The organism is Enterococcus sp. AAFC-DPL-6103 (assembly GCF_058216595.1).
The window spans coordinates 2,499,490-2,525,110 of the sequence record NZ_CM177102.1; the positions used below are offsets into that span (position 1 = coordinate 2,499,490).

A 25,621-nucleotide genomic window follows, 5' to 3' on the forward strand; every position below is an offset into this window, starting at 1 on the left:
TAACGCTTTTACTTTTTCAATTAAAATTACATGCTAACTGCAAAGTCAGGTGCAAACCATTGAACTGAGCCAACTTTTACACTTTCACCTGGTTGAGGTGCGTGGATATATTGTCCGCCACCTAAAGCAATTGCTACGTGGTAAGTTCCACCAGCTGAACCCCAGAATAATAAGTCTCCTGCTTTAGCTTGAGAAACTGAAATTTTTGTTCCAGCTTGTTCTTGAGGAACAGTATAGCCGCCGATATCACGACCAGTTACTTGTAAGTATACATAGCGTGTGAATCCTGAGCAGTCAAATCCTGCTGGAGTTTTTCCACCCCAAACATACGGTGTACCAATATATTTATAAGCTTCTGCTACGATAGCTGAACCATTAACAGATGATGAACCACCAGTTGATGGAGGTGTAACAGGTGTAGATGGTGTAGTTGAACCACTGTTTCCAGTATTTGAACTGTTGTTACCAGTATTTGAACTGTTATCGCCAGTACTTGGTGTTGTTGGTTCTTGAACTACAGGAGCTTCTGAAGATGAATCTTCTGTTACAGGAGCTTCCGGTGTTGTTGATTCTTCAGGTGCTGAAGTTTCAGGTGTAGTTGACTCTTCAGGTACTGAAGTTTCAGGTACTGTTGATTCTTCAGGTGTTGAAGTTTCAGGTACTGTTGATTCTTCTGTTACTGAAGATTCTGGTGTTGTTGATTCTTCTACTACTGAAGACTCAGATGTTACTGCTTCTGAAGATTCAGATACTACAGTTGATTCAGTAGCTGTAGATTCAGAAACTGCTGTTTGAGCAGCAGCTTGAGCTTCTGCTTGTTCACGTGCTTCTTTTTCAGCTTTTTCTTGAGCAGCTTGTTGACGTGCTTGTTCTGCTAAACGTTCTTGTTCGCGAATACGAGCTTGTTCCGCTTCAGCTTCTGCTTTTTGACGGTTTAATTCAGCTTTCTTATCTTCAGCAGTTGCTTGTTCAGCAGCTAATGAAGTTTTCATTACGTTTAAGTCAGCTTGCGCAGATAGAAGATCACCTTTTTGAGCTTCTAAAGTTGCTTGATTTTCAGCAAGTTCTTGTTGTTTTTGTTTGTTTTCAGCTTGTTTGTCTTCAACAGCTTTTTTGTCTTCTTTTTGTTGTTCAATTAGTTCATTGTTTGCTTTAACGATTGTTGTCATCGCATGGATACGACCAACAGCATCTGCCAATGAATCTGCATCCATTACAGCATCAATGTAATTTGAACTTGTATTTTTTACTTGTGCTTCACGCGCCTGGTTTTGAATTGTATCTTGGCGTTTTTCAATACGTTCTTGTAAATCTGCAATTTCTTTTTCTAATTGTGCAGATTCATTACGCAAAGTTTCTTGTTTTGATAATAAATCTTGAGCTTGTGTGTTAATATCAGTAACTTGACTTTCCAAAGCATCAATTTGTGATTGTGCATCTAATTGTTGGTTTTGTAGGTCCGCAATTTTCTTATCTTGTTGTTGGATCTGTGAATCGAAATCATCTGCCGCGGCAGCGATCGGTGATGCTACGGCAGTTAAAGTCATTGAACAAACCATTACTGCTGATAATAAACTCTTTTTCACTCTTCATTCCTCCGACTGGCTTAATTTAATAAATATCTAAAAATATTTAAGTCTTTCTTAACGATATGAAAATTGTACCATAGCTGTATGTCAACGATATAATAGTTATGTTACAAAAATATTTCAAAATACAATTATAAAATGACAAAACTGTTAGGAATAAAAAAAAGAAATTATTCATCGCTGAATAATTTCTTAAATGGGAATACAAATATAGCAAAAATAATCATATTTAATAGCAATGTTGGTCCTAAAAACTGGGTAATAAAGTAATTCGTATTAACTATTGCAAGTTTGAAAATCAACTGGATGATTAACGTGAATAGTTCATACCCAGTCACAAAAATAATCATACTAAAAAATTCAGTAAATATGTTTGTATGAATAGTTTGACTCATTGAGTACATAATAAAAATAATTAGTGGAAGTGCTACAGCGTAGATGCCAATGACGCCAATATAATACATATCAAAAACAGCGCCTAAAATAATTGTCGTAATCAACAGGTATCTTTTTGAAAAACTCAGGCTGCAAAATAGTAACGCCAGAATCAAAAAATGTGCATTTGCCATGTAGACACCCTTGGTCCACTCACCTAAAACTCTAGTTACCTGTCCATCTAAAAGCATAAGAAAGAATAAGACAACAGGCAAGTAATACTTCATCGTTTCTTTTTTCAGCATAAACTATTCATCCTCCACTAAACGTTGGATGATCGTTACAACGGATAAGTCATACATCTGTGCATAAGGTTTGATATAAACTTCTCGATCTAAGCCATTACTGTCAGGTTTGACTTTTGTAACTGTTCCGATTGGCAAGTTAGCAGGTGAATTACCACCTAAACCAGATGTCTGTACAACATCGCCTTCTTTGATGTCTGTATCACCAGTCAGTTGTGTTGCAACCAATGCTTGTCCAGTTTCATCGTATCCCTTAAGCAAACCAAAAGCATCCCCATTTGCAGAGTTCACTTTTACTGGAAAATGATCTGAGCTTTCATTAGCTGAAGTTAGTAATTCAACTTTGGAAGAAGCTACATTTACCTCAACTACTCGTCCAACTAAACCTTTTTGTGACATAACAGCCATATTTGTTTTGACACCATCTTTCGAACCCTTATCAACAGTCAGCATATCTTGCCAACTATCAGGTGAACGGGTAATCACGTTAGCCGTGACTTTCTCATAACTAGTCAAGGTTTGATTCAAATCAAGCTCTTTCTTCAATGATTCAATTTCTTTTTGATAATTTTTATTTTGCTGCGCCACTTCATCATAACTGTCTAAGCGCTCTTTTAGTCGCTCATTTTCAGAATAAGTAGAAAATAAATTGTGTACAGAATTCACACCGTTTCCGACCCATCTTGCTGGTGCAAAAACGGCTTTGTCAATAATTGCAACACTGTCATTGACAACAGATTGAAATAAATTGGTTTTTCCTTCATTTGCTCGTTGAGCAGCTGTTACACTTAAAATTGTCACCACAATAATGACAATAATCAACGTAATAATAATATTTTTATTGGGATTGAACTTCTTCACAAAGACACCTCGAATTAATTAGACTCTTACATTTAATTTTAGCACTAAACACCTTGAAACAAAAGGCAAGTTGCTTCTCTTAATCTTTTTTTAGCAAATCTTTTTCACTCTACTTACTTTAGTTGTTCAAGTGTCCACATTTGTGAAATTCTAGCCAAGGAAGTGCCTTAATCTTTGCTTTGAATTACAGCTACTACACCCGTTTCAAATGAAAATTTAGCTGTATCAGAAACAAATTCATTACTTGCATATGAAGTTGGCTGAGCAACAGTGGTATCTTCCAATTCGTATTTACTTTCTTTGATATTCAGATGACTGACAGGCGTCAAACAACAGTAAGCCAAGTATTTCATTTCTGGTATTTTTTTAATCGAATAACTGCCTGGCAAATAATAACTCAAATTGTTTTGACGATCTGCCAAAGTCAATCGCTGGATATATGGCTGAAATCGTGGTTCCAGTCCCAACCACAAGTTAGATAGCAAATGATCTAAGCGACCACCAGTAGCTCCCACTAAAGTGTATTCTGCCTCAGGGTAGCGTTCGAATGTGGAAGCCAATGCTAATTGAGTGTCCGTGTCGTCTTTTTCTGCTGGTGATTGGATGATCAACTCTGCTTGCGAAAAAACATAAGTACGTTCTTCCTCGTTCAACGAATCAAAATCACCTACAGCGATTTCCACAGATAACCCTTGTTGCAACAAATATAACGCTCCACGGTCAATACCAACATGATAGTCATACTCAGAGCTTGTTATCTCTGGCCATTTTCGAGGTGACCCTCCTGCTGCTAACAAAATTTTCATTTTAGCTCAATGCCTCTTTTAATTGATTGATTTGATGGATTGGATCTTCTGAGGCATAGATGTAGGAACCTGCTACAAAAACATCCGCTCCTGCCTCTTTACAAATTTTCGCTGTTTCTGGAACAATTCCACCGTCAACTTCGATTGCGTAATGATATCCGTTTTCTTGACGAAGCAAATCTAATTCAACGATTTTAACAACTGTTTCTTCAATAAAACTTTGACCTCCAAAACCAGGATTTACCGTCATAACCAAGACTTGATCCACAATAGACAATACATGTTGAATTGCAGAAACCGGTGTACCAGGATTGATTACCACACCCGATTTTACTCCTAGATCATTGATCATTTGAACAGCTCGATGAATATGTGGTGTTGATTCAGCATGGACAGTAATAATGTCAGAACCGGCTTTCGCGAAATCCGTAATATAATTTTCTGGATTTACGATCATTAAATGGACATCCAAAGGTAATTTGGTCACTGGACGGATTGCTTGGACAACATTGGGTCCTAATGTAATGTTTGGTACAAATTGGCCATCCATAACATCGACATGGATATAATCTGCTCCACCTTTTTCTACCAATTCAATATCACGTTGTAAGTTGGCAAAGTCTGCGCTTAAAATTGATGGTGCTAATTTCATTTGATTTCCCCCTATTTTCTTTTACTCTCTTTTTTGTAAATGGGTCTTCGTTTTTCAACCTCTTGTAAAAATTGCAAATAGTTATCATAGCGTGTTTGTGCGATTTCTCCATTTTCCACTCGATGCTTGACCTCACACCCAGGTTCTTTCGCGTGCATGCATTCACGGAAACGACAGTGTGTAGACGCTTCAACAAATTCTGGAAATTGCTTTGGTAATTCCGTTGCTTCAATCGTCAGAAAGTCAATCGAACTAAAACCTGGTGTATCAGCGACTAATCCATCGTACAACGGAATTAATTCAACATGACGCGTTGTATGCTTTCCTCGGCCAAGAGAATCTGAGATTTCTGCTGTTGCTAACTGTAATTCTGGCGAAATTTGATTAAGTAAAGTTGATTTACCTGCCCCTGACTGCCCCATAAAAACAGTTAACTGGTCTGGAAAATAACGAATTAATTCGTCTGTATCTCCTGGTTGTTTCGGTACTATGACTGGATAACCAATTTTTTCATAGACTTTTTTGATCTCTTCAATTTTTGGATCGTTCGGTGCTAAGTCCGTTTTTGTTAGAAAAATAATTGGTCGGATCATTTCATATTCGAGCATCACTAAAAAACGATCCAATAAATTCGCTGAAAAATTCGGTTCAACTAAACTTGTGACGATCACACCTAAATCAACATTCGTCACAGGCGGTCTTACTAATTGATTTTTTCGTGGCAAAACTTCTAGTAAATAGCCATCTGTTTTATTTTCACTTTCAAAAATGACTTGGTCACCAACTAATGGACTGATATTTCGATTACGGAAATTCCCTCTTCCTCGTGTTTGGTAGGTTTCCCCATCTGCATAAACATAATAAAAACCACTGATTGCTTTTCTAATTTGTCCTCTGATTTGTGCCACCTCCGTTTTTTATTTATTTTAACACAGGAAAAAGAATTCTTATGCCTTAACAAGCAAACTTATTACGCTCTAAAAAATTTCTTTTTTCCTTTGTGCACAAAAAAAAGAATTATGTCATTAGATTTTCACTAACAACATAATTCTTTTGTACTTAATTCAGTTACTGTTTCAAGACATCTGCATTTACTCTTGTGATTTATTTTCTTCAGTTGATTTTTCTGACCCATCTGTTGTTTCTTTTGTTGAACTACTTGAGGAATTTTTTTCCGAAGAATCTTTTGAAGAAACTTTCGTTGGATCTGGTCCCTTAGAATAAACAACGCTTACGATGTCACCTTTATTAATACTTGCACCGACTCCTGGATTAGTTCGAATAACTTTATCCTTGTCGACAGTATCCGAGTATTCAGAAGTTTCGTGTCCAATATATTCAGCACCAATTCCAGATAAATAATTTTGTGCTTCGCTCTTCGAATAACCTGAGATATCATTTAGACGACTTGGTTTTTCTTCGGCGCCTTGGCTGACTACAAAACTAACAGCTGTTTCAGCCGCTGTAAATTCTCCTGAGCTAGGAGTTTGGCTAATAATATTTCCCGCAGCTATTGTATTACTATAGTCATAACTCACACTAATATTTGATGCTAAAAATCCTGCAGCTAGGAGTGTACTATAAACTTCATCATAGTTTTCACCCGTATGATTATATAAAAAGACAGGTTTGACTCCCTTGCTCACTTTGAAAGTAATCGTATCAGAATCTGGATCAACTTCTCCGTCTATAGGTGTCTGAGAAATAATCATGTCCTTCTCAACTTCAGAACTATACTCTTCTTCCGACTTAATTTGTTCCTCTGAAAATCCTAAGTCAATTAAGTTGGCTTTCGCCTCATCATAACTTACGCCTGTGTAATCTTTTAATTTGATTTTTTTAGAGCCACTACTTAAATATAATTTTATTTCGCGATTCTTTTTCACAGTTGTTTCTGCTGCAGGATCTGTTTTAACCACATTTCCTTCTTCAATTTTATCATCAGCAATTTCTTCTGTTTTACTTGCTACTTTTAGATTCGCATTTTCCAAAACTGTTCGAGCTGCTGCTTCTGTTAAATCTGAAACATCTGGCACTTCCACTTCACCTCGGCCGCCAGAAGCAAAAAACACACCAGCACCGATACCTAATCCGAGTAAAACAAGAAGGAGTAAAATCCACCATTTTTTTCGTTTTTTCTTTGGTTTTTCTTCCTCTTCTTCTGGCGGTTGATTCGGTTGTTCCCAAACGTCATGTTCATCTGGTAAACGCATCGATTTAAATGAATCTGGCATTGGCGAATCTGCATCAATTGGCGTCAGCACTTTTGTCTCGTTCAACATAGCTTGTGGTTCCCATTTCGGCTCATTCGCACGCGCAGGCGAAAGAACGGTTGCTAAATCTTCATTCATTTCATCAGCTGTCAAATAACGATCAGTTGGTTCTTTAGCAGTTGCTTTCAATACAACGTTTTCCAATGCTTGTGGCGCTCCAGGGTCAATTGCTTTAATCGAAGGTAATTCATCTTGAAAATGTTTCAAGGCAATCGTTACTGCTGATTCACCATCAAACGGCACGCTTCCTGTCAACATTTCATAAAGAATAATTCCAAGCGCATAAATATCAGATTGCTTAGTAGCCATACTTCCTCTTGCTTGTTCAGGTGACAAGTAATGTACGGATCCTAGCATTGTATTTGTTTGGGTAATTGATGTTTCAGATAATGCAATCGCAATACCAAAATCAGTAATCTTCACGACACCTTCGTGGTCAATCAAAATATTTTGAGGTTTTAGATCGCGATGAATGATTTGGTGATTATGTGCCAACGAAATCGCTGATAAAATTTGTTGCATAATATCAACAGCTGTTTGATAAGGAATTGGATAATGGGTTTGGATGTATCGTTTGAGATCCATCCCTTTCACATATTCCATTACTAAATACTGCATATCCGCTTCTTCCCCAACATCGTATACACTCACGATGTTGGGATGGACCAATTCAGTTGCTGCTAACGCTTCTCTTTGAAATCTACGGATAGCAGTTTTGTCGTTTTGAAAGTCAAATCGCAAAACCTTGACAGCGACATCACGATCTAAGATTAAATCATGGGCTAAGAAGACATTTGCCATTCCGCCACTGCCAATATTGCCAGTAATTTGATAACGTCCATTTAGTTTCTTGCCTAACTCGATCATGCACAGTCCTCCTTATACTCGATAAGGAGTGCAGTAATGTTATCAGCACCACCTGCCTCATTTGCACGATCAATCAATTCTTTTACTTTGTCCGTAAGCAAACCTGTACCATCAATAATTGATCCAATCATTTCTTCCGACAACATATTAGTAAGCCCATCTGAGCAAAGTAATAATCGATCCCCAAGTTGCCAAGAATAAGTTGCGACATCTACTTCAACCGTTCCCGGCATTCCTACCGATCGTGTCAAAATATTTTTTCTTGGATGGTTCACCGCCATTTCTTGACTGATTTCACCAGACTTAACTAGTTCATTTACTAATGAATGATCCTCTGTTAACTGTTTTAGTTGATCTTCGCGCACTAAATAGGCACGACTATCTCCAACATTTGCAATCGTAAATCTTGTATCTGATAAAGCAACAGCAACAATTGTTGTGCCCATCCCATTGTATTCTGACTTTTCCTGTCCTCGCTGATAAATTTTAACATTTTCATTTTGGATTGTTTGAATAAACCACTGGGCAATTTTCTCACTATCTTTTAGTGTTTGTTCTTCCCAGTCAGCACCTAAATTGGTCACAGCCATTTGACTGGCAATGTCACCTGCACGATGCCCCCCCATTCCATCAGCTAAAACTGCCAGCTTAATTCCTTCTTGATTAGTAAATACATTCGCATAGTCTTGGTTTGTATTACGGCGTCTTCCTACATCTGATTGAAATTCAATTTGCATTTCTTCACCTCATTACTTTTTACGCAAACAACAGATAAAAAAGCCATCTGTATTAAATTGATGTGGATACAAAGTTAACATTTTATCTTCGATTGATGATTTTAGCACAGGACTCACTAAAACATCAATCCTTTCAAATTCAGGGTGGCGTTTCAAGAAAGCCGCAATGACCCCTTGATTTTCATCAGCTAGAATGGTGCATGTGCTATAAGTCAAGATTCCTGACGATTTTAATGTAGGAGCACAGCTTTCCAAAATTGCTAATTGAATTTTAGGTAAATTTTCTAAATCTTGTGGATTTTTTTTATAGCGGATGTCTGGTTTTCGACGTAACAAGCCTAAACCTGAACATGGCGCATCGACTAAAATACGATCGAATTGTTCTGGTTCAAAAGTTTGTTGTACTTCTCGCGCATCCATTTTTTGTGCAAAAACTGCTGAAGAGACATTTAAACGAGCTGCATTTTCTTCAATGAGTTTTACTTTATGATCATGGACATCGAGAGCAATCACTTCGCCGCCACATGTTGAATCTAAAAATGTCGCAATATGCGTCGTCTTGCCACCAGGCGCAGCACACGCATCCAGTACGTGATGTTCTGGTTCAATTTGCATTGCTGGTGCAACTAGCATTGAGCTCTCATCTTGAACTGTTAGCAAACCGTCATGAAATAATGAACTAGAAGCTAGGTGACCTTTTTCGGCAACAACACCATAAGGGCTAACTTGGCTTTCTTTCACAGAAATCTCTTCTTCATTTAAAACAGCAATTGCTTGTTCACGTGAAAGACGACGAACATCAACGCGTCCGCTTGCATGACTCGGCACATAAAGTGAATGACCCAGTTTTTCTGTTTCATCAAACCCAATTTGATCGATAAAACGTTGCGTCAACCAAACAGGTAAACTGATTTTCACTGCCAATCGTTCTATGGGATCCTTGATTGCTTCTACATCAGGTTTTCCTTGACGTTGGTAGCTTCTCAATACGCCATTCACGAATTTTCCTGTTCCAGGGTTTCCTTTTACTTTTGCAATTTCTACTGCTTCATTCAAAATCGCATGGTCTGGAACCTTGTCTAAAAATTCCAACTGGTAAACAGACAAGAGTAGCAATGTTTTGACCCATTCATCTACTTTTTTTGCTTTAGCAATAAAAGGCGTGATATAAAATTCAAGTAATAATTGGTGACTAATCGTTCCATAAACAAGTTCTGTAAATAAGCCAATGTCTTTTGGATTAAGCTTTCCTTTGTTAATCATTTCATTTAATAAAAGATTGGAGTACGCCCCACCTTTAGAAACTCTTTCTAAAGTCATTAAAGCCATATAGCGTACAGATTTCTTCATACTATTTGGGATTTTTGCCATTATTTCACCTGCTGTCCAACCGTTACATGTTGTCCGCTGCCATTTAGAAACGCTTGAATGGTCTGCTTCCCTTTACCTGCAGGTTGTAATTCTTTGATTGCTAATACTGTTTGATTACCACACGCGATCCAAAGATTCTTCTTGTCTTTGCGAATAATCGTACCGGGAACTTCGGTTGTTTTCTCTTGAAGTGGTTCCACCACTAGTAATTTCCAACGAACATCTTCATACGTTGTAAAAGCAATTGGCCAAGGTCGCATTCCGCGTACTTGATTATCAACTTCTTCGGCTGTTTTATTCCAGTCGATTGCTTCTTGCTCTCTTGTAATATTAGGAGAAAAGGTCACTTTTTCTTCATCTTGAGGAGTTGGTGCTAAACTACCATCTAAAATACTTGGTAATGTTTTTAATAAGAGTTCTTTTCCCAATAAACTTAATTTATCAAACATTGTCCCAACATCATCTTGTTTGGTAATCGGCAAACTTTCTTGCGCAAAAATACCACCTGCATCCATTTTTTTTATCATTTCCATAATGGTTACACCAGTTTCTTTTTCACCATTGATAATCGAATAGTGCACAGGTGCTCCTCCACGATATTTAGGTAATAAAGAGGCATGGACATTGATTGCTCCGTGTTTAGGAACTTGAAGTAGTTTTTCTGGCAAAAATTGACCGAACGCAGCCGTAATCAAAATGTCTGGTTGTAATTCGATGATTTTTTTCATTTCTTCTGAGCCGGAGATTTTTTCTGGTTGTAGTACCAGTAACCCATGCTTTAATGCCGCTTCTTTGACTGGTGTTGGCGTGATCACTTTTTTTCTACCGACTGGTCGGTCAGGCTGTGTCACTACAGCTTGAACTGTATAGCCAGCTTCCAATAATCCTTCTAGTATTGGGACAGAAAAAGCTGGTGTTCCCATAAATACAATATTAGTCATTTAGGTGCTCCTCCATATATTTTTCAAGTTCTTCCTCAGGAATTTGTTCAATCATTTTTTCAACAAACAAAACACCATCTAAATGATCGATTTCATGCTGAAATGCTCGTGCTAAGTAGTCGAATGCTGTTACTTCCATTTCTTGACCTTCACGATCAAAATAACGCACGGTTACTTCATCTGCACGTTTCACAGTTCCATAAACATGCGGAATACTCAGGCAGCCTTCCACATCTAAACTTTCTCCTTTTGCTTCGATAATTTCAGGATTGATCAATTCAAATTTGTCCCCTTCGTCAACTTCAACGATTGCTAAACGAAGATTTTTTCCTACTTGTGGTGCTGCAATACCAATACCGTCCATTGCAACCATTGTTTCATACAGGTCGTCTAGTAGTGCAACTGTTTCATCGGTGATGACATCGATGGGTTGAGCTGTTCGTTTTAACTTATCATTTGGGTGAATCAAGATTGGGTAGCGCATATAGTGTCCTTTCTCAAATAAAATGTAATGGTTCATTATCGATCGCCACAAATAATCCTTGGCGTTGTTCTTTTTGGCTTTTATCTAAAATATCATCCAACACATTTGTTAGCTGAGGTTCGTGCTTGTATTTAATAATCAATTGATAATAATAACGATTCTTCACACGCAAAATCATACTTGGTGTTGGACCTAAAATCAAACTCTGGTTACTTAACGTCTGTTTGAGCAATTGCGCAATCTGGAAGATTTTTTTTGCAGCTACTTGTTCTTCTGGATGGCTCGTAGTAATTTTCACTGTAAAGTAATACGGTGGATAGCCCCCACGATGACGAACTTGCATTTCCTTTTGATAAAAACGTTCGTAATTCTGCTCTTTTACTAACTCGATCGCGTAATGTTCTGGATTAAAGGTTTGGATAACTACCTCACCAGCTTTTTCAGCTCGTCCAGCTCGTCCTGAAACTTGTGTTAACAGTTGAAAAGTATGCTCACTTGATCGAAAGTCAGGCAAGTTTAGTGACGTATCCGCATTTAAAACGCCTACCAAAGTTACATCTGGAAAATCTAGTCCTTTGGCAATCATCTGTGTTCCTAGAAGAATATCTGCTTCTTTCGCACCAAATTTTTGCAAAATCCGTTCATGTGCTCCTTTTTTCCGAGTAGTATCAACATCCATTCGTAAAATACGAGCTTCAGGATACAAAGTTTGTAATTCTTCTTCCACTTTCTGTGTACCTGTGCCATAATAGCGAATTTTATTCCCACCACAATTTGGACAACGATGAGGAATTGCTTCTTCGTGTCCACAGTAATGGCAACGCATTGACTTACTGTCCATGTGCAATGTTAAAGAGATATCACAGTTTGGGCAAGGTAAAACAAAACCACAGTCGCGACACATAACAAATGAAGAATAACCGCGACGATTTAATAATAGAACCATCTGCTCCTTCTTCTCTAAACGATCTTGAATTTTATCTTGTAGCTGGCTAGAAAAAGTTGCGGCTTTATGTTTTTGAAATTCTTCTCGCATATCCACAATGTCAATTACAGGTAATTGCGCACTACTTTTTGCTCGTTTATTCAAAGTCAGAAGTTGATATACACCCTTTTGTGCTCTTGCACGTGATTCAAGAGAAGGTGTCGCACTTCCTAATAATACTGGACAATGGTGGTATTTCCCCCGCCAAATAGCTAAGTCCCTTGCATGATAGCGTGGGGTTTCGTCTTGTTTATAACTCGACTCATGTTCTTCATCGATAATAATCAGACCAATATTTTCTAACGGTGCAAAAATCGCTGAGCGGGCACCAACGACTACTTGTGCCTCATTTCGTTCGATCTTACGCCACTCGTCATATTTTTCTCCTTGCGATAGTCCACTATGTAACACCGCAACGGCTTCTCCAAAACGTCCTTTGAATCGCTCAACCATTTGTGGGGTCAATGCGATTTCAGGTACTAACATGATAGCTGTCTTTTTTGCATCTAAAACTTCGGCAATACTTTGCAGATAGACTTCTGTTTTTCCACTTCCGGTAATACCTTCTAATAAAAAAATTGTTTCTTTTTGTGTTTGACACGCATCAGTGATTTGATCGACTGCGAATTGTTGTTCTTGGTTCAATTCTAACGCACTAGTTTGTTCAAATGAACGATGTTGATATGGATCACGATAATGCTCCACTTCTTCAAAACGAAGCCAGCCCTTCTCTTTTCCTTGATTCAATACAGCGCTACTGATTCCTTTATCTTTAAAGTACGCAAGTGGTTCATCCTTAACTACTTCAGACAAGCAAAGTAATAATTCTTTTTGCTTTTTAGCATTTTGACGTAGTTTTCCCCACTCTTCTTCGATCTGCTCTTCTTGTAAAAGTGAGTGAACCATTCGAATTGTCTTCACTTTATTTTTAGTATGAACTTCATAACGGATATCAACTAATTTCTTTTTTCGCCAATGCATCAACTGCGAAACAACACCTAACGACTCTGCTTCTTTCCAAGAAATCACTTCTCGTTCTCGAAAAAATTCTTGTGTTTCAACTGATGGTTTCAAAGGATAAATGATTTTATCATACTCTGCCTTCATTACACTTGGTAGCATCGTTTGAAGACAAGTGATTTTGAATGCGTAGGTAATTGTTTTCATGTAGTCGGCTAATGCTAATAGTTCTTGATTAACAACGGGTGCTAAATCCAGCACGCGAATAATTGATTTCAATTGAACATCAGTCTGAGCAACTTCATTATTCAAACCAATAACAAATCCTTGAACATGACGATCTCCTTTTCCGAAAGGAACCTCCACACGCATTCCCACTTGTAACTCCGCTTCTAACACGAAGGGAACGAGATACGTGAAAGGTTGATCCGTTTGCATCGTCGGTACGTCTACAATCACTTCTGCAATTACTCCCACAACTTTCCCCTCCTTTGATACCCATTTTTAGTGAAAAAGATCCGAGCTTATTTTACTAGAAAACCCTTGTTTTGTCCTAATTTCTACTATTTCGTAACAAAAAAATAAACTAGCTAACTCACTTCTTCTTTTATTTAAAAAATTAAAAAGAGAGCCGTGACTCTAGTCACAGCCCTTGAAATTATAGTTTTTGTTCTTCGAGAATACGTGATTCTAATTCTTGTTGCTCACGTTCTTTTTTTGCTTGGCGTTCTTCATTTTCCATACGTAGACGTTCACGTTTCAATTCGGGATGTGGATCGTTGATCACATTTCCTGCATCGATTTCTTCAAGTGCTTGTCCAACACTTTTTACAGATTCAAATGAATCTAATGTTGGCTGTGCTCCAGCATCTAATTCATGGGCACGTTTACTTGATAAAATTACTAATGAGTATTTTGAATTTACTCGGTCTAACAATGAGTCAATTGAAGGCTTCAACATCATAAGACTACATCTCCTTTAACATTTTAATATATTTTCCGATTACCCGATCTACTCGAAAGTGTTCGCTAGCAATGATTTCTTTAATCCGATTAACAGCTAACGGAACTTCATCATTTACAACGGCATAATCATAAAGGGCCATCATTTCGATTTCTTCTTTAGCAACTCTCATACGTTCTTCAATTACTTCTTCTGCATCCGTTCCACGACCGACAATTCGTGATTTTAATTCTACTAGATCGGGCGGTGTCAAAAAGATAAATACACCATCTGGCACTTTATCTTTCACTTGCTGTGCTCCCTGAACCTCGATTTCTAAAAATACATCTTTTCCTTCGTCCAAGGTTTGATTCACATATGATAATGGTGTGCCATAATAATTTCCAACATACTCTGCGTATTCAAGCATTTCACCAGCTTCAATCATCGCTTCAAATTCTTCTTTGCTTCGAAAGAAATAGTCCACTCCTTCGACTTCTCCTTCTCGCATTTTACGAGTAGTCATTGAGATTGAATATTGAAAATCATTATCCTCACTCTCAAAAATTGCTTTACGTACGGTTCCTTTTCCTACACCGGATGGACCTGACAATACGATTAATAATCCACGCTCTGACATGACGACGTCCTTTCAACTAGTCTTTTCTTGCTTATCGTTTATTTTGCACTTTTTTTCTGCAACTTTCAAGGTTCTCTTTATTATAGACAGATTTTCCTAAAAAAGCCACCTTTGCTTGAAACTAGAGAAGAAAAGCTTGTTTCTTTCACAAAACAAAAAAGCTGCAACCAAGCTTCTGGTGCAACTTTTGATATCATTGATAAGCCAACACAATTGATTTTAATTAAAAAATTAAAAGCCCATATTGGACAAAGTATTCACGACGCCAATGATTTCGTCCTTGCGGCTGAGTACTTTTTCTGTTGGATCACTAACTTCTTGTGTATCTATGCGTACAATAAATTTTCGGTTAAGCGTTACATATGTCCCGTCATTGATTAAAATATTTAGTTCTTGGTCTGAAATTTTTACGCATGCGTCTTTCCAAACATCGAATCCTTCTTTATCTGATGGGACATTTCTTTTAACCACACTTTTGCCACTTAATTCATGAAAAGTAATATCATAATAGTTCATTATAAACTTCCTCCTTTTTTTGTTTCGTGCAATTATTCAATATTTTGGACTTGCTCACGAATTTTTTCTAAAATCGTTTTTAATTGGACTACTTGGTTTTTGATTTCAATTGCACTTGATTTTGATCCAATCGTGTTCACTTCTCGATTCATTTCTTGGATTAGAAAATCAAGCTCTCGACCAACTGGTGTAGGCATCAAAATTAAGTCATTTAATTTTCCGAGATGGATAAACAAACGATCTAGTTCTTCATGAATATCCCCACGCTCTAATAAAATGGCCAACTCCGTCAACAATCGTTGCTCATCAACTTTATCACCTAAAAATTCTTCCAATTTTTTTTGGTAACGTATTTGGAATTCTTGTTCATATGTTTCAACAAAGGCTGATAGATTGTCTAGCACTTGCGAAAATTCGGCTTGATTCTGCAATAATACAGCAGCTAACGCCTGACCTTCTGCTTCACGACTACGTTCAATTCCACCTAATGCTTCAGACAATGTTTCTTGAACTAGTAGCCTTAGTTCTTCTTCATCTGCTTTTTCTGGTTCACTGACCGAGACAAATTTTTCTTGTAATGCTAGACGCTCAATCAAGGATGCTACCGAAAGTTGAACTTCTCCACCGAAACGATCATGTACCCCTTGAGAAAGTTGCGTCACTAATGAATCAATCAATGACCAGTCGATTTCAACTTGTTTCGCATTCTCTCCAATGTGCGTTATATTTACAAAAACTTCAACACGTCCACGAGTAAGCTGTTGTTTAATCAACTGTCGCATGTCACCTTCGAGAAAATTTAGAAGTTTCGGACTGCGTAATTGAATATCTAAAAAACGTTGGTTGACACTTTTAATCTCGATATCTAATTGATACTCTTTTGTTTCGCGGATTGCTTTGCCAAAACCGGTCATACTTTTCATTCGACAGGGTCCTTTCTTACATGTTTTCTATTGCTTTTTGCAGTGCTTCAAATTCTTCATTAGTCAATGTCAATCCTTTACCCATCTTTTCATGTTCTGGTGACCAGTCACGCAAGTCAAATTTTGGCGGACGACCATTCCAACTAACCAAATTTAATTCTTTACGCCAACCTTTTGCGTTCTCAGATAAAATTGCAATCTCTTCTATGATTTCATAGGAAAATTCTTGTGCCATTCTTGTTCCTCCTTAAGATAATGTGCATATAAAACAAATAATGTGTCCACTGGTTGTTCGTTAAGTAACACTTGAACCTTTTCTTGTGTACTAGCATAAAGCTTTTTTGCTAGTATCGTCAATTTTTGTTCTAAACGTTGTTCTCTCGAAGAAGACCACCACTCTTCCAGACTCAGCAACCCGATTTCTTTCTTAACAATTTCTGTAAAAGGGCGTTGCTCTTTCTCACGAATCAACGCAAGCATTTCTGGTACTCGATAAACTTTATTAGGTAGTAGATACATTTGTTTTGCCAAAAGTTCTAGCATCGCTAATCCGCATGTTTCAATGACGACCCTGTCTTTATATACATTACGCAAATCCTCCCAAAATTTTACGTCATAGAAAAAAGAAAGATCTAATTTTTTTTCCTTGGCTAATATACGTAAGAATTTTTTCCAAACTTTTTCAGCCAAAACAGTCGAATCAAAGGTATACCAATGTCCTTCATATTGGTGTAGCTGCTTCTTTGTTTCCAAATAACCTAATTGTAAATTCAATGAATTACGCTGTCCATCAAAAATCAAAAATGTCCCCAGTGTCCAAAGTGAGCGACAATGCCATTCAACAAATCCTAATGGTTTTTTGACTTTTTTCGTAATCCCAGGGCCCTGAACATCTACCACAAAAGCTTCAGTTGCTCCTTGTTCAATCGCAACATCTACTGGCAGATTATTTTTATACCCGCCATCAATATACCGATCTTTGTCAATTTTTTTATAGGTCATCGCTGGATAAAAAGAAGCAGAAGCAACGATCCAATTAGGAATTTGTTCTGGTGGCATCTTTTGAATAGGCACCACTTTCTCAATCATTTCAGGGATTTTAGTCGTAACTGTAAATAGTTGTGGTTTCGTTTTTTGAACGAGATATTTCAAATCCAATGATTTTCTCAGCAATTCTTCTAACGGCATTGAAGAAATACCGCGAGTCAAAAAAGCCGTCTTAGTCATTTGACGAATATCATTCAACAATTGTTGGCGCAAATCAGTTAAAGGTAAGTTTTCTGGCACAGCTAAAATCTGATTGGTCGATAAATTCGTCCATAAAAATTCGGCTTGATTCAAATCACCTTGCAACATCAAAATACCATTGATTGCACCGACTGACGTACCCGTAATGATCTCAACTGAAAATCCAGCTTCTTGCAAGGCTTTCCATACACCAATTTGATACGCGCCGTGTGCCCCACCCCCACCAAAAACCACAGCAAGATGTCCAGAAATATTTTTCACCCATCGAGTTGCCGTAGTATCAACTTTCTGATACCCAAACTGGATAAATAGTTCAGTCATTTGTGAAGAAACTGATTGCGAAAAAGAAAATTGACAAGTAGACTTCAAAAAGTAACGCGTGCAGCTTTCTAGCAACGTAAATAGTTGGCGCCATTGTTGAAAAGCTTCATTGACCAATACATTCGTTATAACTAAATGATCTGACTCACTTGCTTCTCCCATTTTCTTTTCAAAATAGAGGACTAGCTTACCGACTTTGACTCGCCATGCATTTTTCTTTTTGGTCGTTTGCCAAAAAGAGTCGCGACTTTTTTGTTGTTCACTGAAAAATGGAAATGGTTGCGTCATTTTTTGACTTTCGCTGTGTAGTCGTTGCCTTTCTGACCAATAAATCGGTTGAATATCCATTGCTCTCTCCTTTTTCTTCAAGTATAGCAGTCTCTTAAAAAAAATTCTTGTCTGAACAAATACATCTAAAATGTATGAAGACAAAATAATTCATTATTCTTTTCTGAAAAATAACTGACACCAAATTTCCAGCGATTTGAAAGCTACGGTTATTTTCAATGAAAGCGTGACTTTGTAATGGAATTTTAAAATAAAAGAAACAAGCTTTTTTCTTACAATTGTTGTAAAATAAAATAGTTGAGAAATCAAGTGAGGAGGGGCATGATGACTGATTCAGTTTATGTACATATCGATACAACGAGTAACGCTGTTTTGACCAAAGGATTAACTGCGAATGATTTTTCAAACAGCATCGTGCATTATCCTCAAAACTTGCTACTGTTAGATCCTGCTGCTTCAGCAGGAGAATATGAGCCTCACACTGGCTTAAAAATTATTCGTGGGACAGAAAACATACAACATTTCTTTTCCTCACTTCGTAATCGCCACAACACAGACGATTTAAAGTGGATAGACTTTACAGATTTAACAATGTTAAAAGAATTATCCCCATTAGAGATTTCAGAATTATTGTATTTTGGGCATATGAAAACCCATCTGCACTCACCATTTTTCTATAAATTACAAAATAATTTTGTCTATTTTGATTTAAGCGATCAGTTGAACCGTATTTATTATCGCTATTTAGACGAATTTTATCGAATTTTTGCAGACAAAATGAGCCAAATTCTTGCGGATAAAATTAACGAAAAGAAATCATTCTTTCGTCGTGGCATCACTGTTGAAAAAATCAATGGGGATTTACTAAAAGAAATGCGTCCATTGATGCAAGAAGGAATCATTTTTTCATTTGAACAAGCTGGTTTGATCAATGATGAGTATCGAATCCCTATCTATGTGATTGAAGACTACATTTGGAAACTAAAAGGGACTCGCTATCGTGAAGAACCTGTAATTGGAACACTGGTTTACAATACACTTGACCGACGTTGGCGTTTAATCAGTGAAGTTGATGACCTTGCTTACAGCACATTAAGTTAAAAAAGTTTTATCTGTGTGAAAGAACGTAGCATCTAGATGTTACGTTCTTTTTTTGCAAAAAAGAAATAGGTATGACAAAAATTTTGTCATACCTATTTCTTTCGAATGAACACTGTTCTCAGAACAACTTGTCGTAGCTGAGTATTTTGTACCACAGCCTCATTTTAAGTTCTTATTTTTTTGTTTCAAAAAGTGGGCTAACTGGTTTGTTTTCGTGAATGCGTTTAATTGCATCACCCATCAAACCACCTACGCTAACTTCGTCGATTTTATCAATTTTACGATCTTCTGGTAGATAAATTGAATCCGTTACAACTAAGCGTTCGATTGCTGAATCTTCAATTCTTTGCAAAGCTGGACCAGATAAAACTGGATGTGTACAAGAAGCATAAACACTTGTTGCTCCTGCTTCTTTCAACGCATTAGCTGCTAATGTGATAGTACCTGCCGTATCAATCATGTCATCGATCAAGACACAAGTTTTTCCTTCAACTTTACCGATGATATTCATTACTTCAGCAACATTTGCTTTAGGACGTCGTTTGTCGATGATTGCAATTGGTGCTTTTAGGAACTCAGCCAATTTACGTGCACGAGTTACGCCACCATGGTCAGGTGAAACAACAACAACATCGTCCCCTTTGATTCCTTTTTCTAAGAAATAATTAGCAATTAATGGTGCACCCATTAAATGGTCAACAGGAATATCAAAGAAACCTTGAATTTGAACAGCGTGAAGGTCTAGGGTCAACATTCTTGTTGCTCCTGCTTTTTGAATCATGTTTGCAACTAATTTAGCGGTAATTGGTTCCCGAGCACGCGCTTTACGGTCTTGACGTGCATAACCATAATACGGCATAACTACATTAATTGTTTTTGCGCTAGCGCGTTTCAAAGCATCGATCATAATCAACAATTCCATTAAATTGTCATTTACTGGGCTACTTGTTGATTGGATAACATACACATGTGAACCACGGATACTTTCTTCAATGTTTACTTGAATCTCACCATCACTGAATTGAGTAACAGATGACTTTCCTAATTCCACACCAACAGCTGCTGCGATTTTCTCAGCTAACGGGCGATTTGAGTTTAACGCAAAAATCTTTAATCTTGGATCAAAATAATGATTTGACATGGGGACCTCCACTTTCTTTTTCACAACTCTGAAATTCTTCCTAGTAAATAGTAGACATATTTTTTAAATAAATCAAGTTATTTTAAAAAAAACTAATTGAGATAAGGGAGTTTTTTCGCATATCCTTCTTTATTTACTTGTCGCGCACGTGCGATTGCAAGTGCATATTCAGGAACGTCATTTGTAATTGTTGAACCAGCTGCAATCGAACTGTTCTCTTCAATCGTCACAGGTGCAACAATGTTTGAATTTGAGCCGATAAAACTATGTGCACCGACTTTTGTATGGTGTTTTTGTTTGCCATCGTAGTTAACGAAAACAACGCCACAGCCAACATTGATGTCTTCACCTAGCGTTGCATCCCCAACGTAAGTCAAATGACCAACTTTTGTATGATTACCAATTTCAGCATTTTTGACTTCAACAAAGTTCCCAATATGTGCGCCTTCGCCAATTTCAGCATTTGGGCGCAAATGAGCAAATGGACCGATATCTGCTGATTTTTTGACATGGCTACTTTCAACCACAGAATTGGTAATTACAACGTTATCTTCAATTACACTATCTACGATTCGTGAATGTGCGCCAATCATGCAATCCATTCCAATGACCGTTTCGCCTTGCAATTGTACGCCTGCTTCAATCACTGTGTCTGAACCAATCACGACACCAGCATCAATATAAGTTGACGCTGGATCAACAAAACTAACACCATTAGTCATGTGTGCTTCATTAATTCGGTTACGCATAATTTCATTTGCTTTTGCCAATGCGATACGATCGTTCACACCCATAGACTCTTCAAAATCTTCCGTTTGATAAGCAGCAACTGTATTTCCATCTTCTTTTAAGATTTCAATAATATCGGTTAAATAATATTCACCTTGAGCGTTATTCGTCCCAACTTTATTCAATGCAGTAAATAAAGCTTCATTATCAAAACAGTAAGTACCGGTATTGATTTCTTGTACACGAGCTTCTTCTGGTGAAGCATCTTTTTGTTCAACAATTTTTTCTACAATCCCAACATGATCACGAATAATTCGCCCGTAACCGGTAGGATTTTGTGCATGTGCTGTTAAAATCGTTGCACTAGCATTTTTCCCTTGATGGTATTCAAATAAATTATTTAGTGTTTCCGTCGTTAGTAAAGGTGTGTCCCCACTGATGACTAAAGTCGTTCCTTTTTTGCCTTCTAGGAAAGAAGCTGCTTGTAAAACTGCGTGTCCAGTTCCTAATTGTTCTGCTTGTAAAGCATATTCACTACGTTCACCCAGTTGTGCTTTCACTTGCTCAGCACCATGACCTACGATTGTGATGATTTCGTCAGGGTTTGTTTCGCTTACTCGATTGATGATGTGTTCGACCATTGGTTTTCCAGAAACTGGATGTAATACTTTATAGAGTTTTGACTTCATGCGGGTTCCTTTCCCCGCTGCCAAAATAATTGCATAACGTGCTTCCACTTACTTCACTCCTAGTTATCATTTCCTGTGTTAAGTTTAGCCCAGTGCTCGCTTTTTTTCAACTAACGATTATTTTAAAAAATTCAATTAAAAACAAAAAGGTTGGGACAAATTTTTGTCCCAACCTCTTCTACACTTAGTTCATTTCGCTAAAAATTTATTCTTCTGAAAAATAATTTCCAGGAACAACAGTAATATTTTTCGTTTTTGTATCCACATCTTTCACATAAAGTAGAGAAGTATAATCATCGATTGCACGATGTCCGTGGAATTTTGATTCGGCAAAAACAGTGATACCAACTAATTCAGACTCGAATTCTTCAATCAAACTCTTCATCCCGTTCACTGTTCCGCCACCTTTCATAAAGTCATCGACGACAAGAACTCTTGAACCACGTTTTAAACTTCTTTTAGAAAGCTCCATTTTTTCAATTCGTTCTGATGAACCTGAAACGTAATTTACGCTTACAGTTGATCCTTCCGTGATTTTTGAATCACGTCGAACAATGACAAATGGCGCATTTAAATAATAAGAAACAGCTTGGGCAATTGGTACGCCTTTTGTCGCAACTGTCATCACCGCATCAATTTTTTCACCTAAATATTTTGATGCAATGATTTTTCCAACTTGTCTTAATAACTCAGGTTCCCCTAATAAATCCGATAGGTAAACATAGCCACCTGGCAACAAACGGTCTTGCTCTGATAGGCGTTCGGCTAAAGATTCAATATATTTTTTTGCTTCTTCATAAGGAATCTCAGGAATAAACAAGACACCACCCGCCGCACCAGGAATTGTCTCTAGTGTGCCGTAACCTCTTTCTTTAAATGTTTTCTTGATAATCCCTAAGTCCTCACTGATGGAAGATTTAGCAGATTCATAACGTTCGGCAAAACTTGTTAACGAAATCAATTCATGTGGATGATCTAATAAATATTGAGTCATATCAACAAGACGCTCACTGCGACGTACTTTCACATATTCCAGCTCCCTTTTTTAAAATTGTCGTTTTTCATTATATAAGTTTTTTTTCAAAAATTCGAGCATTTTATAAAAAAAGAAGAAAATAGTTCGGTATTTCTGATTTATAAAAAAAGAAACAGCGGAAATATTTCGTTTCCACTGTTCCTCTCAGGCTATTTTATACTCGATTTTTTCGTTTTACACCAATCGATAGTCGTTTGACTATATTAACGAGTAAGAATAAGCCAATAAAGACTAACGTGATTGTTGCTCCAGGTGGTGTGTCCAAATAAAAGGAACTACCTAACCCAGAAAGCATCCCGATAAATCCAACAAAAATACTAATCGCAATTACGACGTTAAAGCTTCGACCTAAACGCATACCAATTGCTGCAGGTAACACCATGATTGCAGAAATCAACAATGCACCTGCTATTGGGATCATCACTGCAATTGCAACACCAGTTATCACGTTGAACATCATTGACATTGCATGAATGGGTAGCCCATCAACATGTGCCACATCTTCATCAAAAGTTAAGACATACATTGGACGTTTGAATAAAACAAACATGACACCAATGACCACAAATAAAATGCCCAAGAAAATGACTTGGTCCCATGTGATCGTCACGATTGAGCCAAATAAATAAGATTGGATACTCGTTGCAGAATTTCCACCACTTAAATTCATCAAAACTAACGCTAACGCTAATCCACCAGCCATTAAAATTGCAATCGAAATCTCAGAGTATGTTCGATAAATCGTACGTAAATATTCTAAAACAATTGCAGCTAAGACTACAACAATCATTGTGGTAACTGTTGGGTTCAAATTGAGAAAGAACCCCAACGCTACCCCTGCTAACGAAACATGAGAAAGTGTATCAGCCATCAACGACTGTCTTCTAATTACTAAGAAAACCCCCAACATCGGAGCAATCCCTGCAATAAAAATTGCAGCCAGAAAGGCTCTTCTCATGAATTCATATGAAAGCAACGCCATTGTGAGTCCTCCTTCCTTACCAAACGAATTTGTCGATCTGCATACTGTTTGATGTCTTCATGGTCGTGAGTGATCATCAAGACAGATTTTCCATGTACATGTGCGCTATGTCGCAACAATCGATAAAATTCATTTCTAGATTCTTCGTCCATTCCTGTCGTTGGCTCATCTAAAATAAATAAATCTGGATCAGTTGCAAACAAACGTGCCAAACTAATTCGCTGTTTTTGTCCGCCTGATAACTCCCCAATACGACGATGCCGCATATCCCACATTCCAACAGACTCTAAGGCAAGTTTTACATATTCGTGATCTTTTTTAGTTAAACGTTTGAACCATTTACCTCGAGGAAATCGTCCTGAACGAACTAACTCAATCACTGTGCTTGGAAATCCCGCGTTAAATGATGCCACTTGTTGTGGAATGTAACCAATCTTCAATTTTTTTCCTTCTTGATTTTCTGCAGCAATCGTGACAGTTCCTTTGGTTGGCTTCAATAAACCCAAGGTTGCTTTAATCAGCGTTGACTTTGCTGCTCCGTTCTCTCCAGTTAAAATGACAAACTCCCCAGCATCGACATGATAAGATACATCCTCTAACACTGGCTCTTCTTCATAATAAAAGGTCAAATCAGATACTTCGATATAATGCATCACTAGACCTCCTTCTAAACTTACTTGATACTTTCTTTCAATGCCGCTAAATTTTCTTCCATCACAGAAATATAATTCTCACCCGCAGCTATTTGTTTTTCCGTTAGACTTTCCAGTGGATTTAATACTTCAAGCTTCACGCCTGTTTCAGCGGCTAGCGTTTCCGCCACTTTCGAAGAAGCATTTTCTTCAAAATAAATGACTTTTGTTTGATTTTCTTCAACAAATTCTTTCAATTTTGCCAAACGACTTGGGGTCGGCTCTTGATCTGGTGAAATACCTGAAATCGATTTTTGAGTTAACTGATATTGATTCGCTAAATAGGCAAATGCAGCATGTTGCGTAACAAAAGTTCGATTTTTTGCGTCTTTTAGTTCTGTTACATATTTTTGATTTAACTCTTCTAATTTTTTGATGTAAGCTTCCGCATTTTCTTCAAATGTTGCTTTCTTCTCAGGATATTTATCTCCCAACTCTTTCGCAATTGTTTGAACTTCTTGGATTGCTAGGACTGGATCTAACCATACATGAGGATCATATTCATGGTCATGCGCATCATGCTCCGCTTCGGCTTCGTGATCATGGTCTTCTGATCCTTCTAAGCGTTCGATTCCTTTAGCTGCCTCAATCATCAATGTTTTTTCCTGATCGACCGACTTCTTCATTGAATCAACAAAAATTTCCATGTCTGAACTATTATACACGAAAACATCTGCATCCGAAATTTTCGCCATTTCTTTCGCACTCGGTTCAAAGTCATGTGGCTCTGTTCCTGCAGGTATCAGTAACTCAACGTTTCCTTCGTCACCAACAACTTCCTTCGTAAAATCATACATTGGATAAAAAGAAGTAATAATGGTTAATTCGTCTGTCTTTGACTCACTTTTCTTTTCAGTTTGTCCGCAAGCAGCAAATAACAACATTCCTGCAACAGCTATCGTTGCCCATACATATTTTTTAATCATTGTTTACCCCTCTCTAAAATAGCAAATCGTAATTTTACGATTTATCAACGTGAACTAATGTATCAAAATAAAAAATTACAGTCAATAGAATTCGGAAATCTTCTGATTTACGACGTATATTTGGAGATAAACCGTAAAACATTTGAATACTTTCTCATAGAATGGACTAGTTTTCTACAAACTAGACAATCATTCTCATCTCGGATAGAATGGCGGTGAACTTTACGAAAGGGGTGATTC

Annotated in this window: 25 protein-coding genes; 1 reads left to right on the forward strand and 24 read right to left on the reverse strand. The window is 37.4% G+C overall.

Annotated elements, in window-relative coordinates; genetic code table 11:
• Positions 1 to 26 precede the first annotated feature (26 nt).
• The 18 genes from AC4BC3_RS12030 to AC4BC3_RS12115 all read right to left on the reverse strand — a co-directional run bounded on the left by AC4BC3_RS12030 (position 27) and on the right by AC4BC3_RS12115 (position 18,145).
• Positions 27 to 1,586, reverse strand: coding sequence for a C40 family peptidase (locus AC4BC3_RS12030; protein ID WP_490466616.1), 1,560 nt, complete (start codon positions 1,584 to 1,586; stop codon positions 27 to 29).
• Positions 1,587 to 1,759: 173 nt separating this feature from the next.
• Complete coding sequence (mreD, locus tag AC4BC3_RS12035) at positions 1,760 to 2,269, reverse strand: rod shape-determining protein MreD (RefSeq protein ID WP_206910823.1); 510 nt, start codon at positions 2,267 to 2,269, stop codon at positions 1,760 to 1,762.
• A gap of 3 nt (positions 2,270 to 2,272) precedes the next feature.
• Positions 2,273 to 3,130, reverse strand: coding sequence for a rod shape-determining protein MreC (gene mreC, locus AC4BC3_RS12040; protein ID WP_206910822.1), 858 nt, complete (start codon positions 3,128 to 3,130; stop codon positions 2,273 to 2,275).
• A gap of 167 nt (positions 3,131 to 3,297) precedes the next feature.
• The gene (locus AC4BC3_RS12045; RefSeq protein WP_206910820.1) at positions 3,298 to 3,936 is read right to left on the reverse strand and encodes a thiamine diphosphokinase; all 639 of its coding nucleotides are present in this window, start codon (positions 3,934 to 3,936) and stop codon (positions 3,298 to 3,300) included.
• A gap of 1 nt (position 3,937) precedes the next feature.
• Positions 3,938 to 4,588, reverse strand: a complete 651-nt coding sequence (rpe, locus tag AC4BC3_RS12050; protein WP_206910818.1) for a ribulose-phosphate 3-epimerase — start codon at positions 4,586 to 4,588, stop codon at positions 3,938 to 3,940.
• Positions 4,589 to 4,599: 11 nt separating this feature from the next.
• Entirely contained in the window at positions 4,600 to 5,496 is an 897-nt protein-coding gene (gene rsgA, locus AC4BC3_RS12055) for a ribosome small subunit-dependent GTPase A (RefSeq protein ID WP_490466617.1), read from the reverse strand.
• A gap of 183 nt (positions 5,497 to 5,679) precedes the next feature.
• Positions 5,680 to 7,728, reverse strand: coding sequence for a Stk1 family PASTA domain-containing Ser/Thr kinase (pknB, locus tag AC4BC3_RS12060; protein ID WP_490466618.1), 2,049 nt, complete (start codon positions 7,726 to 7,728; stop codon positions 5,680 to 5,682).
• Positions 7,725 to 8,465 (reverse strand): Stp1/IreP family PP2C-type Ser/Thr phosphatase, encoded by a 741-nt coding sequence (locus AC4BC3_RS12065; protein ID WP_490466619.1) that lies wholly within the window; start codon positions 8,463 to 8,465, stop codon positions 7,725 to 7,727. Before AC4BC3_RS12065 ends, pknB begins: the two co-directional genes overlap by 4 nt.
• Before the next feature lie 12 nt (positions 8,466 to 8,477).
• Positions 8,478 to 9,836, reverse strand: coding sequence for a 16S rRNA (cytosine(967)-C(5))-methyltransferase RsmB (gene rsmB, locus AC4BC3_RS12070; RefSeq protein ID WP_490466620.1), 1,359 nt, complete (start codon positions 9,834 to 9,836; stop codon positions 8,478 to 8,480).
• Positions 9,836 to 10,777 carry a methionyl-tRNA formyltransferase gene (fmt, locus tag AC4BC3_RS12075; RefSeq protein ID WP_206910810.1) on the reverse strand — a complete coding sequence of 314 codons (942 nt, stop codon included), beginning with the start codon at positions 10,775 to 10,777 and terminating at the stop codon, positions 9,836 to 9,838. Before fmt ends, rsmB begins: the two co-directional genes overlap by 1 nt.
• Positions 10,770 to 11,261: a peptide deformylase gene (def, locus tag AC4BC3_RS12080; protein WP_206910808.1), complete on the reverse strand. Its 492-nt coding sequence runs from the start codon at positions 11,259 to 11,261 to the stop codon at positions 10,770 to 10,772. The genes fmt and def overlap by 8 nt, the downstream gene beginning before the upstream one ends.
• A 13-nt stretch (positions 11,262 to 11,274) precedes the next feature.
• Positions 11,275 to 13,683 carry a primosomal protein N' gene (gene priA, locus AC4BC3_RS12085; protein WP_490466621.1) on the reverse strand — a complete coding sequence of 803 codons (2,409 nt, stop codon included), beginning with the start codon at positions 13,681 to 13,683 and terminating at the stop codon, positions 11,275 to 11,277.
• Between the two features lie 181 nt (positions 13,684 to 13,864).
• Positions 13,865 to 14,170 (reverse strand): DNA-directed RNA polymerase subunit omega, encoded by a 306-nt coding sequence (gene rpoZ, locus AC4BC3_RS12090; RefSeq protein ID WP_490466622.1) that lies wholly within the window; start codon positions 14,168 to 14,170, stop codon positions 13,865 to 13,867.
• Between the two features lie 4 nt (positions 14,171 to 14,174).
• Complete coding sequence (gene gmk, locus AC4BC3_RS12095; protein ID WP_206899008.1) at positions 14,175 to 14,789, reverse strand: guanylate kinase; 615 nt, start codon at positions 14,787 to 14,789, stop codon at positions 14,175 to 14,177.
• 231 nt (positions 14,790 to 15,020) lie between these two features.
• Positions 15,021 to 15,305, reverse strand: coding sequence for a hypothetical protein (locus tag AC4BC3_RS12100; protein ID WP_206910804.1), 285 nt, complete (start codon positions 15,303 to 15,305; stop codon positions 15,021 to 15,023).
• A 32-nt stretch (positions 15,306 to 15,337) separates the two neighbouring features.
• Entirely contained in the window at positions 15,338 to 16,228 is an 891-nt protein-coding gene (locus AC4BC3_RS12105) for a YicC/YloC family endoribonuclease (protein ID WP_206910801.1), read from the reverse strand.
• 16 nt (positions 16,229 to 16,244) lie between these two features.
• Positions 16,245 to 16,463, reverse strand: a complete 219-nt coding sequence (locus tag AC4BC3_RS12110; RefSeq protein WP_067484668.1) for a YdbC family protein — start codon at positions 16,461 to 16,463, stop codon at positions 16,245 to 16,247.
• Positions 16,433 to 18,145 carry a patatin-like phospholipase family protein gene (locus AC4BC3_RS12115; RefSeq protein ID WP_490466623.1) on the reverse strand — a complete coding sequence of 571 codons (1,713 nt, stop codon included), beginning with the start codon at positions 18,143 to 18,145 and terminating at the stop codon, positions 16,433 to 16,435. The genes AC4BC3_RS12110 and AC4BC3_RS12115 overlap by 31 nt, the downstream gene beginning before the upstream one ends.
• A 264-nt stretch (positions 18,146 to 18,409) precedes the next feature.
• Here AC4BC3_RS12115 and AC4BC3_RS12120 point away from each other — a divergent pair, with 264 nt between their 5' ends.
• Positions 18,410 to 19,186 carry a hypothetical protein gene (locus tag AC4BC3_RS12120; protein ID WP_206910798.1) on the forward strand — a complete coding sequence of 259 codons (777 nt, stop codon included), beginning with the start codon at positions 18,410 to 18,412 and terminating at the stop codon, positions 19,184 to 19,186.
• Positions 19,187 to 19,358: 172 nt separating this feature from the next.
• On the opposite strand, the gene AC4BC3_RS12125 is transcribed toward AC4BC3_RS12120, so the two are convergent.
• The 6 genes from AC4BC3_RS12125 to AC4BC3_RS12150 all read right to left on the reverse strand — a co-directional run bounded on the left by AC4BC3_RS12125 (position 19,359) and on the right by AC4BC3_RS12150 (position 25,381).
• Complete coding sequence (locus tag AC4BC3_RS12125) at positions 19,359 to 20,327, reverse strand: ribose-phosphate diphosphokinase (protein WP_067484661.1); 969 nt, start codon at positions 20,325 to 20,327, stop codon at positions 19,359 to 19,361.
• A gap of 92 nt (positions 20,328 to 20,419) precedes the next feature.
• Positions 20,420 to 21,793, reverse strand: a complete 1,374-nt coding sequence (glmU, locus tag AC4BC3_RS12130) for a bifunctional UDP-N-acetylglucosamine diphosphorylase/glucosamine-1-phosphate N-acetyltransferase GlmU (protein ID WP_490466624.1) — start codon at positions 21,791 to 21,793, stop codon at positions 20,420 to 20,422.
• A 157-nt stretch (positions 21,794 to 21,950) separates the two neighbouring features.
• Entirely contained in the window at positions 21,951 to 22,772 is an 822-nt protein-coding gene (gene purR / locus AC4BC3_RS12135) for a pur operon repressor (RefSeq protein ID WP_206899014.1), read from the reverse strand.
• Between the two features lie 163 nt (positions 22,773 to 22,935).
• Complete coding sequence (locus AC4BC3_RS12140) at positions 22,936 to 23,763, reverse strand: metal ABC transporter permease (RefSeq protein ID WP_490466625.1); 828 nt, start codon at positions 23,761 to 23,763, stop codon at positions 22,936 to 22,938.
• Positions 23,736 to 24,416 carry a metal ABC transporter ATP-binding protein gene (locus AC4BC3_RS12145; RefSeq protein ID WP_206910794.1) on the reverse strand — a complete coding sequence of 227 codons (681 nt, stop codon included), beginning with the start codon at positions 24,414 to 24,416 and terminating at the stop codon, positions 23,736 to 23,738. Before AC4BC3_RS12145 ends, AC4BC3_RS12140 begins: the two co-directional genes overlap by 28 nt.
• A gap of 20 nt (positions 24,417 to 24,436) precedes the next feature.
• Positions 24,437 to 25,381, reverse strand: a complete 945-nt coding sequence (locus tag AC4BC3_RS12150; RefSeq protein WP_490466626.1) for a metal ABC transporter substrate-binding protein — start codon at positions 25,379 to 25,381, stop codon at positions 24,437 to 24,439.
• Positions 25,382 to 25,621 lie beyond the last annotated feature (240 nt).